Raw genomic sequence first — 13379 nt, forward strand, 5'->3', positions numbered from 1 at the left:
TAATGTTTCTAAAGTTAGCATTTCAGAAAATAATTCCTACATTTACAATCACTTTAGGGGTGTTTATGCGCAAGCATAAGCTGAGATGATACCCTCAGTACCTGAAGCAGTTCATACTGCCGTAGGGAAAAGTAAACTGAAACTTCCTCATCTTCCACATCCTTAAAGTTTATTGTTCATCAATTAATTCCAGCATCTATGGAAGTGCTTGTAAACAATAAACTTTATGCGGTGCAGCCAGGAACTACTATCGCTGCACTCTTACAGTTTATTCAACTTTCCAGCCACAAAGGCATCGCTGTTGCTATCAACAGCCAGGTCGTCCCGAAAACAAACTGGGACCAGCAAACCCTTGCCGCCGCTGATAATGTCACCATTATCCGCGCCACGCAAGGAGGATAATTTTTATCGACTTGTTTTTCGTACTCCCGTTTCCGTTATATCTAACGGATAGGAATCCTATTGTCTAAAAAATAATTTATCATGCAACAACAACAGGCGCCTGTAAGTCGCACGCCATTTCCTGCTTCTGAAAAAATCTACGTTCCCGGAAACATCCACCCGGTTAAAGTAGCCATGAGAAAAATCAACCTGACAGACACCCGTCAGCATAACAGTAAAGATAAAACCACCCCCAACGATCCAGTGGTGGTATACGATACCAGTGGCCCATATACAGACACAGCCATCGATATTGATATCAACCACGGCATTCCCCGCCTCCGTGAACAATGGATAGCCGACAGAAATGATACCATCCAACTCCCCGGTAATTCCAGTGCCTACGCCAACAGTCTGAAAAACACAGAACTGCCAGGCATGACCCACCAGATCAAACCACGCAAAGCAACTGCAGGCAAAAATGTATCCCAGTTACATTATGCCAAACAAGGTATCATCACACCGGAAATGGAATACATCGCCATCCGCGAAAACCAACTGCTGGAAACACTTTCAGCGGAACAATTACAACAACATCCAGGACATAATTTCGGCGCAAGAACGCCCGTTAAATATATTACTCCCGAATTTGTAAGAGAGGAAGTAGCCGCTGGCCGCGCTATCATCCCATCAAATATCAATCACCCGGAAAGTGAACCCATGATCATTGGCCGCAACTTCCTCGTGAAAATAAATGCCAATATCGGGAACAGCGCCGTTACTTCCAGCATAGCGGAAGAAGTGGAAAAAGCCGTATGGGCTTGCAGATGGGGTGCAGACACGATCATGGACCTCAGCACCGGTAAAAATATTCATGCTACCCGCGAATGGATTATCCGTAACTCACCCGTTCCTATCGGTACCGTTCCTATCTACCAGGCACTGGAAAAAGTAAACGGTAAAGCAGAAGCGCTCACCTGGGAAATATTCCGCGATACCCTGATTGAACAAGCTGAACAAGGGGTAGACTATTTCACCATCCATGCAGGCGTACTGCTCAGATATGTACCGCTCACGGCTAAACGCACTACCGGTATCGTTTCAAGAGGCGGTTCCATCATGGCGAAATGGTGTCTCGCCCATCACCAGGAAAATTTCCTCTATACTCACTTTGATGAAATCTGTGAAATCATGAAAGCGTATGATGTGGCCTTCTCTCTGGGCGACGGTCTACGCCCCGGCAGCATCGCCGATGCGAACGATGCCGCTCAGTTCGCAGAACTGGAAACATTAGGAGAACTGACCAAACGGGCATGGCTACACGACGTCCAGGTAATGATTGAAGGTCCCGGTCACGTACCCATGCACCTCATCAAAGAAAATATGGAAAAACAGCTGGAATGCTGCGAGGAAGCTCCTTTCTACACCCTCGGTCCATTAACAACAGACATTGCTCCCGGCTATGATCATATCACCTCCGGTATCGGCGCTGCTATGATCGGTTGGTACGGCTGCGCGATGCTCTGCTATGTAACGCCTAAAGAACACCTTGGTCTTCCTAATAAAGAGGATGTAAGACAAGGAGTTATTACCTATAAAATCGCCGCTCATGCTGCCGACCTGGCCAAAGGTCATCCTGGTGCACAGGTACGCGATAACGCACTGAGTAAGGCCCGCTTTGAATTCCGCTGGGAAGATCAGTTCAACCTCTCCCTCGATCCGGAAACGGCCCGCTCTTATCACGATGAAACACTCCCGGCAGAAGGCGCTAAAATCGCTCACTTCTGCTCTATGTGCGGCCCTCATTTCTGTTCCATGAAGATTACACAGGAAGTCCGCGATTACGCTAATCAACAAGGAATCAACAGCCAGGATGCACTGCAGGAAGGAATGAAGAAACAATCCGAACGCTTCATCGAAGAAGGCGCAGAAATTTATGCTGCATCAAAACCAAATCCATGATATGGGTATTCACCGCTCCGCAACCTGTAAAAGGGGAAACAGAGATTATTAAAGACCTGCTACAAGCAGGCGTACAAAAGGTGGTGCTCCGAAAACCAGACTATACAGCACAGCAATATACAGCGATGTTGGAAAAAATCGATCCGAAATTTTACCGACAGATCATTATCCGCGATAACTGCTGGCTGTACAAGTCATTCCGATTAGGCGGCGTACACTGGAGTCGTGCAAACAGAGCATTACTCACACCTCCGCAACTGCAAAAATGGGTGTCTAACCACCCACATAGCAGCACGGGCGTACATGCACTATCTGAAATAACTGCATTGGACGGGCTTTTCAATTATCTAATGCTGAGTCCCGTTTTCAACAGCATCTCTAAAACAGGCTATGAAGGCCGATTTACGGGCATTGCTCCCACTGTGAAGTATTCCCGCCTGCTGGCCCTGGGAGGAGTAAATGAACAGAATATCAACCTGTTGCCCTGCTGGAACTTCAGCGGCGCAGCTGTATTGGGTTGCATCTGGCAACATCCGGCACAAGCCCTGAACAAATTACAGCAACTACAACGGCAATGGAAAATGGGGATGGAGAAAAAGATGGAAAATGAAACCAAGTAAAGAAACGATACAAACCGAAAGACCATATGTATTAAGCATAGCAGGACTCGACCCCAGTGGGGGAGCAGGTTTGCTGGCAGATATCAAAACATTCGAACAATTAAGCGTATATGGGCTAGGCGTTTGCACCGCCGTTACGGTACAAACCGGCGCACAGTTTATTTCATCAGAATGGATACCCCTGGAACAGATCATAGCACAGTTAAAACCTTTGCTGCAAACTTATCCGGTAGATTATTGCAAGATTGGTATTGTACAGGATGTATTCACCTTACTATCGCTCATAAACCAGCTACAGCAGCTACGTCCAGGGATACGCATTGTTCTTGATCCGGTATTAAAGGCCACGGCAGGTTTTTCATTTCATGGAGATATCCATTGGAATACCTGGAAGGAATTACTCCCTTCCCTTCATCTGCTAACGCCTAATTATGAGGAAGCAAAACTCCTTACTGGAGAGGATTCCGGAGAAACGGCCGCGGGCATCCTCGCTGCATATAGTGCCGTACTCCTGAAAGGAGGACACCATCCTTCCCTCGCCGGATACGATACTTTATTCGCTCCTGAACCACAGCTGATTGTACCAACAATAACTTTCGTCTCCCCAAAACATGGCTCCGGCTGCGTATTATCTGCAGCTATCACCGCGTGGCTGGCGAAAGGAGCCAGTCTTACGGAAGCATGTACTAACGGAAAAGCCTACACGGAACAACTACTCAGCAGCAATCATTCGCTACTGGGATTTCACAAAATGCTACAACATGATTAACAGATTACATTACATATCTCAGGGAAGTAGTCCGGCTGCACACCTGGTAAACATTCACAGTGCCTGCGATGCAGGCTGTACCTGGATACAACTACGCATCAAAAACAGTACGCCGGAAGAAATATTACCTGTTGCGGCAGCTGCACGTAAAATTACAGCTGATTATGGCGCGGCGCTGATCATCAACGACTACCCTGAAATTGCCCGTCAAACAGGCGCTGACGGCGTACATGTGGGATTAAATGATATGTCTGTAGCAGAAGCCAGGGAAATTGTAGGCCCACAACTTATTGTAGGGGGCACTTCCAATCTGCCGGAACATATTATCCAGCACCACAAAGACGGCGCAGACTATGTGGGTCTCGGTCCTTACCGGTTTACCGCGACCAAAGAGAAGCTTAGCCCAATTATCGGATTACAGGGATATATCAACATTATGCAAACGTTACAGCAACAGCGTATATCCATTCCAGTTATAGCCATCGGAGGAATCCTTGAAGCAGACATTCCCGGCTTGCTAGCAGCTGGCATACACGGCATTGCAGTCAGCGGACTGATTACAGCCGCTACCGATAAAAGCTTACTGGTGTATCGTCTCTATCAATCTTTAAACAATAATATCGTATGCAGCCATTAGTGATAGCCGGCAAAACTTTTCATTCCCGTCTGTTTACCGGCACAGGCAAATTTTCTTCTGCCGCACTGATGGAGGCGGCACTGCTGGAAAGTGGTTCAGAACTGGTAACAGTGGCCCTGAAGCGTGTAGATATGTATGACCAGGGAGACGACATTCTCTCTCACCTGCATCATCCACAGTTCAATCTGTTGCCGAATACTTCAGGCGTCAGAACCGCCAAAGAAGCCGTATATGCGGCACAGTTAGCCAGAGAAGCGCTGGAAACCAACTGGGTGAAACTGGAAATACACCCAGATCCGCGTTATCTGTTACCCGACCCTATTGAAACCCTCGCCGCTGCGGAAGAACTGGTAAAACTGGGATTTGTAGTGTTGCCTTATATACATGCTGATCCTGTTCTGTGTAAACGACTGGAAGATGTAGGAACCGCTGCTGTTATGCCTTTAGGCGCTCCAATAGGCAGTAATAAAGGACTTAAAACATTTGATTTCCTGGAAATTATTATTGCACAAAGCAATGTGCCTGTGATCGTTGATGCTGGCATTGGCGCACCTTCTCATGCCGCACTGGCCATGGAAATGGGCGCAGATGCAGTACTCGTGAATACAGCCATCGCGGTAGCTAATGATCCTGTAGGAATGGCGCGCGCCTTCAAACAGGCGGTCATAGCAGGTCGACAAGCATACGAATCCGGATTGGCCACCACACAGCTGCATGCGCAGGCTTCCAGTCCGCTGACAGCCTTCCTTGATGAACTCTAAAATCCAGCTACTATGTTCACGAATATATTCAGTCAATATGACTGGGACCAGGTGAAAGCTGCGATCTACAGCAAAACAGCCACAGATGTGGAACGCGCACTGACGGCCAATCGTCGGAGCCTGGATGATTTTGCCGCCCTGATTTCTCCGGCAGCTGCACCTTACCTGGAACAAATGGCCAATATCAGCCATCAGCTTACATTACAGCGTTTCGGTAATACCATGCAGCTGTATATTCCAATGTACCTCTCCAATGAATGCCAGAATATCTGCACCTATTGCGGGTTTAGTCTGCATAACAAAATCGCCCGACGTACGCTTACCGCCGCCGAAATCCTTCAGGAAACAGCCGCAATCAAAGCCATGGGCTTCGAACACGTACTCTTGGTAACCGGAGAGGCACAGCAATATGTAGGAATCGATTACTTCAAAAAAATACTGCCCATTCTGCAACCGCATTTCTCTAATATCTCCATGGAAGTGCAGCCCATGGAGGAGGAAGACTATAAAGCATTAATCCCGCTGGGTTTACATGCAGTGCTGGTATACCAGGAAACCTATCACCAGGCAGACTATAAACTGCATCATCCTAAAGGAAAGAAATCGAATTTTAATTACCGTTTGGAGACGCCAGACCGTCTGGGCAAAGCCGGTATTCACAAAATGGGACTGGGCGTACTCATTGGCCTGGAAGACTGGAGAACGGATAGTTTCTTTACGGCATTACATCTGGATTATCTCCAGCGCACCTATTGGAAAACCCGCTACAGCATCTCTTTTCCAAGACTGCGCCCATTCAGTGGCGGACTTCCTCCCAAGGTCGAAATGAATAACCGGGAATTGGTACAGCTGATATGCGCCTATCGCTTATTTAGCCAGGAACTGGAACTGAGCATGTCTACCCGGGAAGAAGAACATTTCCGCAATCACCTGGTGAAACTAGGCGTAACCGCTATGAGCGCAGGTAGCAAAACCAATCCAGGCGGATATGTAGTAGACAGACAGTCATTAGAGCAATTTGAAATTTCGGACGAGAGAAGCGCCGGAGAGATAGCTACCATGCTGCAACAACAAGGGTATGAAGCCGTATGGAAAGACTGGGACAAATCTTTTGGTCAATAACAAAAAGAGGGTGGAGGAAACCGCCCTCTTTATCGTTTCTCATAGATGGTCAAAAATATTACAAGAGACTTATACTCTGTATGCTTGTAAATTTAAGTAAGCCCAACCATATATTTATCCGATGTTTCAAAATGAACAAAATGAACAGCGCCTTATCAAAATGAACAAAAACGCTTCATTTGGACGGTATGCTGGATCTAAATAGGAGCGTTGATAGATAGTAAGGGCAATAAAAAAGGCTGCTTCTATCGGATAGAAGCAGCCCTGTACCTAAAATCCCGTAGTTGCCATATTACTTATAAAAATAAGTATGATTGGAATACCGTGTAATCAAAAGTACGCCCCTAATAATGAACAAGCTGAAGAGTGCCTGGAATGAACAAAAAGAACAGGATTCAGAACGCTGCACAAAGTGACCAGCCCCACCATATCACTTTTTGTGGTTCATAGCTATTCCTTTAACTTGCCCCTCATGAAATACAAATGGCTTTTTTTAGTGGCAGTGGCAGGTGTGTTTGCCAGCTGCAGCACGTCCCGCAAAGCAGCTGTGACAAAGGATCATAGTATAAGTCAGCTGCGTTTTATCGGCAAGCAGGTAATCCCTTACAATATGCCTTTTGAAGGCACCACTACCGGTGGACTTTCCGGTATCGATTACAATCCGGCCAGGAACGAATATTACATGATCTGCGATGATCGCTCGGATATTAACCCTGCCCGCTTTTACACTGCCAAACTGTACTTCAACGGCCAATCGTTCGACAGTGTAAGGATGACGGCGGTTACCACTCTTCGTCAGGCGAATGGCCAACCATATCCCAATAAACACCAGGACCCGGCCAGAACGCCCGATCCGGAAGCATTGCGTTTTAATACGAAGTACGGATTCATGGTTTGGAGTAGCGAAGGAGAGCGGATTGTGAACAAGAAAGACACGATACTCGCAAATCCAAGTCTGACCATCATACATCCAGATGGGAAATACATAGATACTTTTGCTATTCCGGCTGCATATCACATGCAGGCCACGCCAAACGGCCCCAGAAGGAATGCTGGCTTTGAAGGCCTGGCCTTCTCCCAGGACAATCAATGGATGTATGTTAGTCTGGAAGAGCCCCGCTACGAGGACGGCCCAAGAGCAGATGTCAATACCACAGACGCTATCACGAGAATTTTGAAGTTTGATATGAAGACACGTAAGCCTGTTGCACAATACGCTTACTCATTGGACCCGGTTGCGTCTCCTGCCGCTTCACCGGACAGCTTCCGTATCAATGGAATTGCTGATATTATGTATCTCGGAACAGATAAACTGCTGGTGCTGGAAAGATCCTTTACAGCAGGTGTGCCAGGATGCGTCATTAAGTTATATGTTACTGATCTAAGAGGAGCAACGGATGTGAGTGATATCGCGTCTCTCCAGAAAAATAAAAATTATACGCTGGCCAGCAAAAAACTCTTATACAATTTTGAGTCGCTACATAGTTATATTGATAATATCGAAGGGGTTACATTCGGGCCCATCCTGCCAAATGGCCATCCAAGCCTGGTCTTAGTAGCAGACAATAACTTCTCTTCAGAGGAAGAAAGTCAGTTTTTTGTATTTGAAGTCATTCCATAGAACAAGCAAGAGCCACAACTGTTACTAGTGTAAAACCTCGCTATATGAAACAACTTACACTGGTAACAGTGGCATTGCTGATCACTATTTCCTATTCCTGTAACCAGTCTGCAAAAAAATCAGGGACAGCCAATACTACTGAAACCGCCACCGAGCAATATATCACCTATTCCGGAACTCTTCCTTGCGCCGATTGCAGCGGTATTCTTACCAAATTGACCATCACCTCTCCAGATAGTATTGTCCACCATTTCAAAATGACGGAAACCTATCAGGGACTGAATAATAAAGGCGATCAGGACTTCAATTCCGAAGGGATTTACCTTATTACCAAAGGCAGTGTCAACGACCCTAATGCCATCATTATTACGCTTAATCCCGACAAGGATAAGAACCTGCAACGCTACTACCAGAAAATTAGTGAGGATGAACTCCGCATGCTGGATATGGACCAAAAAGCAATCCCCAGTAATCTCAATTATAGTCTGAAGAAACAATAAAAATTAGATTAAATTAGACCTCATCATCCGGAAAAATATTGACCAACTTGTATGAGGCGAATATTTGGTTGTTTGTTCTTTTTATTGATTTCATTTGTAGCAGAGGCCCGGGAGCAGTCTTACCAGGACAGTATTCTCCAGGCACTAAACCGTACTATCGAACAGGCCGCCTCCTTTGATACTGTCAGGATTCATAAAATCGACAGTATCCGGCATTTGCTGGCATCTTCCGGTAGCAGGGAATCCACTTACAATATCTACCAACAACTATACGAAGCCTATAAGGTTTTCAATTTCGACTCTGCATATATCTATGGCAAAGCCATGCAACAGATAGGAGAGCAGTTGCATGATCCTGTACGCATCGTCAATGCCAGGGTGAAACTGGGATTTATCCTGCTTTCTTCCGGTATGTTTACCGAAACTGCCACCTACTTGAATAACCTGGATGTTTCCGGCATGCCTGACGACATCAGGATACAATTCTTCCTCATGAAGAGCCGGTTTTATTCCGATATGGCGGAATATAACCAGGACCAGTTTTTTGCCCCGGAGTATACCCGTAACGGTATCGCCTATATGGATTCTGCCCTTCACCTGATGGACTCCACTGCTTTTGAATACCGGTTTCACCGGGCGGAGCAGCTCTATAAGAATGGAAATATCCTCGGCGCTTTAGCCGTATTTCCCAATCTGAATGATCCTCATGTAAATGAACGACAGATAGCGGTTGCCGCTTGTAGTCTTGGTATCATGTACATGAAAATCCATCAGCGGGATACGGCGATTAGTCTGATGGCCCGTTCTGCCATCGCCGACATTCGCACCTCCACAAAAGAAACATTGGCAGCCTATAATTTAGCCACCTATTTATTTGAAAAAGGAGATATTAAGAATGCCTCCCGATACATAGAACGCGCTATCACAGAAGCTACATTCTACGGCGCCCGCCAGCGAAAGGTGATGGTAAGCAATATTCTGCCCATCATTGAAGAAGAAAGAATCAATACGGCAGAACAACGGAATAAGTCGCTCTTAATCTACGCAACAATTGTAACCCTCTTATTCCTGGCATTGGTGGCCATGACGATCATTGTATTCCGTCAGATCAGGAAAGTACAGCAGGCCAAACTGGCTATTACGTCTGCTCATCTAAAGCAACAGGAAGCCAACAGTCAACTGGAAGAAGCGAATAAAATCAAAGAAGAATATATCGGCTACTTTTTCAACATCAATGCGAATTATATCAGCAAGATTGAGAAAATCAAACAGAACCTGGAGCAAAAACTTTCAGAGAGCAGGAATGCCGCCGATTTCCGTTTCCTCATCAACTCCATTAACATCCGACAAGAGAGAGAAGAGTTGTATAATAACTTCGATCGTGTATTCCTGCGGATTTTCCCTCATTTTGTTGACGAATTCAACAAACTATTTGACAAAGACAATCAAATACTTTTGAAGGAAAATGAGTTGATGAATACTGATTTGCGCATCTTTGCATTGATCAGAATTGGTATTACAGATAATGATCAGATTGCCCGTATTCTGGAATATTCTGTGAATACTATCTATGCTTATAAAACCAAAATCAAGAAGCGGTCACTGGTGCCAAATGAAGACTTTGAAGACCGGATTATGACCATTAAAGCCTTATAAACAGTTATAAAACCCACTGAAGCCATCGATATTTTCAAAATAAATATTTGTTTGTATTTCGATGATTATCAATTTTTTAATAAAAAATATAGCATAAACGGGGTCAATTTTTTCTATATTTTGTCTTGATAAATTGTTAGCCTGAAATCAGATGCATTATTTTGATGTATTGAAAAAATTCACAACCAAAGCTGAAAAAGATACCCGAGCCAATATTTATTAACCACGTTAAAATCTCTTTTTTCAACTAAAGGAATTAAATAAATCCACGTAAACAGAAAGAACACTTGTTGTCTTTCAGGTAGCGTATGTCCTCCTGAAAATCTTTAATTCAAACGTTTCATAAAATCCACGTAACAGTACATGTTTCATTACTGAATCAAAATTCCATTTTATGACCAAATCACGACTCCTGCGCTGCCTCATCGCTGCCGTGCTGGTGCTGTTAATCAACAGCATTGCCTTTGCCCAGAACAAAAGTTTTACGGGCAAGGTGACAGATGACAAAGGCGCTCCTATTCCCGGCGCCACTATAGCTGTCAAAGGCTCTAAAACCGGGACCGCCACCAGTCCGGATGGCTCATTTACTTTACAATCAGTACCCGCCAATGCCACGCTTGTTATCTCATTTATAGGATTCAAAACCCAGGAAATCAGTATAGCTGGCAAAACATCTCTGACCATCGGCCTGCAATCAGAAAGCTCCACGCTCTCTGATGTGGTGGTAGTGGGTTATGGTACTACTCGCAAAAAAGATCTTACTGGAGCTGTAGCTTCCATTAAATCAGCAGAATTCAACAAGGGTATTACCACAGCTCCGGATCAACTCATTCAGGGTAAAGTATCCGGTCTGATGGTGATCAACAACAGTGGTGCGCCAGGCGCCGCTACCACTGTACGTATTCGCGGCCTTTCTTCCTTACGTTCTGGTAACCAGCCCCTGTATGTTGTAGACGGAGTTCCACTGGATGGTCGTGTAGCACGTCCAAGCCTAAACGCAGCAGGACTGGGACAAACAGCGGATGCCAACCCACTGAACTTTATCAACTCTAATGATGTCGCTTCCATGGATGTATTGAAAGATGCGTCTGCCACTGCTATCTATGGTTCCCGCGGCTCCAACGGTGTGATCATGATCAACACCAAAAAAGGAACAGCCGGCGCAGCCCGAATGGATGTGAACTATTCTGCAGGTGTCAGCAACATTATGAAGAAACTTCAGGTATTGAATGCCGATGAATATCGTAATGCGCTGAAACAGTATAATCTTACCAGTGGCGACTATGGCTCCAGCTCCGATGGAATGGGATCTATTCTGCGCACAGGACTTACTCAGAATATAGGCGTTGCCGTTAGTGGAGGAAATGAAACCGGTCGCTATCGTGCTTCTTTCGGCTATATGGACCAACAAGGTATTATTCGTAACTCCGGCTTAAAGAAGTATACTGCCACCCTCAACGGTCAGAATACCTTCCTGGATAACAATATTCTGGGCCTGGATTATAATATCATGGCTGCCCAGACACAGGAACAACTGGCTCCCATCAGTAATGACGCTGGTTTCACTGGAAGCCTGATCGGTATGGCGCTGCAATGGAACCCTACCATGCCTATCTTCAACCCAGACGGCTCTTATTACTTGCTGGGAGAAGGCGGTTCCGTGAATCCAAGAGCAATGTCTGACTCCTACGACGACAAAGCCAATATTACGTATATCCTTGCCAGTGTGTCGCCTTACCTTCAAATCACTAAAGACCTGGTATTGAGAACGATGTATAGCGTGAATCACCAGGTAGGAGAGAGAAGAACCGGCATCAAATCTTTCATCAACCTTTCCGGTGTGATGAATCAAGGCCAGGCCTATTACAATACGGCTGAATTAAACACCCAACTTTTTAACTCCACGCTGACCTATCAGAAACAACTGACCGCCGCCTTCAATCTGAAAGCGATGCTCGGTTATGAGTATCAGCAGTTTGATTACGCAGGAGTAAGCAATAATGCCAGAGGCTTCGCTACTTACGCGATCGACTATACGGACCAGTTACAATCTGCCCCACAGTCCAATACCAGTATGAGTTCTTACCGCAACCCTACCGGTAAAGTACAGTCAGTATTCGGCAGGGTAGAAATGAACTTCCTGGACAAATACCTCCTGAATGCAACCCTGAGAAGAGATGGGTCCAGCAAATTCGGTGCGGATAACCGCTATGGCACCTTCCCTTCGTTCGCTGCGAAATGGAATATCCATAACGAAGCATTCATGAAAGACAACGGCATATTCCAAACACTGGCCCTCCGCGCCGGCTGGGGTATCACCGGAAACCAGGAATTCCCTTCCGGATCTGCACAGGAACAGTATGCGTTATTGTCCAACAACAAATCTGCGCTTGTAAATGTGTATAACTCCAAACTGAAATGGGAAACCAGTAAGCAAGTAAACGTAGGAGTAGATTTCGGTATACTGAATGACCGCATTACCGGTACAGTGGATTATTTCTTCAAAAACACCAGCAACCTGCTGTTTAGCTTCCCTGCCATCATGCCTGCGCCTGCATCCAGCTACTGGATGAACATGCCGGGTAATGTGATTAACAACGGACTGGAACTTTCCCTGCGCGGAGATATCATCAAACATAAAGATCTCCTCTGGACATTGGGCGTGAATGCAGCCTTCATGCATAACGAACTGAAAAACTACGACGGACCTCCGGTACTCACCGGCGCTATCAGTGGCCAGGGCGTATCTGGCGCCACTTCTCAGCAACTGGTAAATGGCAAGCCGCTGAATACATTCTATGTGCGTCAGTTCCAGGGCTTTGATAGTCAGGGTCAGGCAATTTATAACGGTGGAGATGGCGCTTTCTACTATCTCACTAATCCAAATCCGAAAACCCTGCTGGGTATCAATACGCAGGTGCAATACAAAAAATTTGCGCTGGGTATCAGCTCCCATGGCGCATTCGGATACCAGATCTATAACAACACAGCAAACACAGTTCTGCCAATTGGTAACCTGGGCTCCCGGAATATCGCCAAATCCTTACTGGGTAATGGCGAATCCCTGGCCAATCCCATCACCGTGTCTTCCCGTTATCTCGAAAATGGTAATTTCCTGAAACTGGACAACATTACACTCAGCTACTCCATTGGCGGCATAGGCAAAGTGTTTAAAAACACCACCTTATCTGTTACCGGCCAGAACCTGTTTGTATTAACGAAATATTCCGGCTTCGATCCTGAGGTAAACACGGATAAAAGCGTGAATGGCGTTACATCTTTCGGTATTGAATACTCTCCGTATCCAACCGCCAGAAGCGTAATGTTCGGTCTTACTTTCTCCCTGTAAT

The 13379-nt window shown here is 45.8% G+C and carries 11 protein-coding genes and 1 riboswitch; all 11 genes read left to right on the forward strand.

The genetic code is table 11. The annotated features are described in order from the left end of the window. The first annotated feature begins 45 nt into the window (after positions 1–45). A riboswitch (TPP riboswitch) is annotated at positions 46–145 on the forward strand. Between the two features lie 53 nt (positions 146–198). The 11 genes from thiS to CLV59_RS05610 all read left to right on the forward strand — a co-directional run bounded on the left by thiS (position 199) and on the right by CLV59_RS05610 (position 13378). Continuing rightward, positions 199–402, forward strand: a complete 204-nt coding sequence (gene thiS / locus CLV59_RS05560; protein ID WP_111591033.1) for a sulfur carrier protein ThiS — start codon at positions 199–201, stop codon at positions 400–402. An 81-nt stretch (positions 403–483) separates the two neighbouring features. After that, complete coding sequence (thiC, locus tag CLV59_RS05565; RefSeq protein ID WP_111591034.1) at positions 484–2343, forward strand: phosphomethylpyrimidine synthase ThiC; 1860 nt, start codon at positions 484–486, stop codon at positions 2341–2343. Beyond that, entirely contained in the window at positions 2340–2963 is a 624-nt protein-coding gene (locus CLV59_RS05570) for a thiamine phosphate synthase (RefSeq protein ID WP_111591035.1), read from the forward strand. The genes thiC and CLV59_RS05570 overlap by 4 nt, the downstream gene beginning before the upstream one ends. Beyond that, a complete protein-coding gene (locus tag CLV59_RS05575; protein ID WP_111591036.1) occupies positions 2950–3732 on the forward strand; it encodes a hydroxymethylpyrimidine/phosphomethylpyrimidine kinase in 783 nt (260 codons plus the stop codon). The genes CLV59_RS05570 and CLV59_RS05575 overlap by 14 nt, the downstream gene beginning before the upstream one ends. Continuing rightward, entirely contained in the window at positions 3725–4369 is a 645-nt protein-coding gene (locus tag CLV59_RS05580) for a thiamine phosphate synthase (protein ID WP_111591037.1), read from the forward strand. The genes CLV59_RS05575 and CLV59_RS05580 overlap by 8 nt, the downstream gene beginning before the upstream one ends. Next, positions 4357–5130: a thiazole synthase gene (locus tag CLV59_RS05585; protein ID WP_111591038.1), complete on the forward strand. Its 774-nt coding sequence runs from the start codon at positions 4357–4359 to the stop codon at positions 5128–5130. The genes CLV59_RS05580 and CLV59_RS05585 overlap by 13 nt, the downstream gene beginning before the upstream one ends. Positions 5131–5142: 12 nt before the next feature. Further along, complete coding sequence (gene thiH / locus CLV59_RS05590; RefSeq protein WP_111591039.1) at positions 5143–6252, forward strand: 2-iminoacetate synthase ThiH; 1110 nt, start codon at positions 5143–5145, stop codon at positions 6250–6252. Positions 6253–6724: 472 nt separating this feature from the next. Continuing rightward, a complete protein-coding gene (locus CLV59_RS05595; RefSeq protein ID WP_111591040.1) occupies positions 6725–7873 on the forward strand; it encodes an esterase-like activity of phytase family protein in 1149 nt (382 codons plus the stop codon). Between the two features lie 44 nt (positions 7874–7917). Continuing rightward, complete coding sequence (locus CLV59_RS05600; RefSeq protein WP_111591041.1) at positions 7918–8373, forward strand: copper resistance protein NlpE; 456 nt, start codon at positions 7918–7920, stop codon at positions 8371–8373. A 51-nt stretch (positions 8374–8424) separates the two neighbouring features. Then, positions 8425–10029, forward strand: coding sequence for a DUF6377 domain-containing protein (locus CLV59_RS05605; protein WP_146616135.1), 1605 nt, complete (start codon positions 8425–8427; stop codon positions 10027–10029). A 394-nt stretch (positions 10030–10423) separates the two neighbouring features. After that, entirely contained in the window at positions 10424–13378 is a 2955-nt protein-coding gene (locus CLV59_RS05610) for a SusC/RagA family TonB-linked outer membrane protein (protein WP_111591043.1), read from the forward strand. Position 13379: the final 1 nt, after the last annotated feature.

This window comes from Chitinophaga dinghuensis, assembly GCF_003259435.1.
GTDB classification, from domain to species: Bacteria; Bacteroidota; Bacteroidia; order Chitinophagales; family Chitinophagaceae; genus Chitinophaga; species Chitinophaga dinghuensis.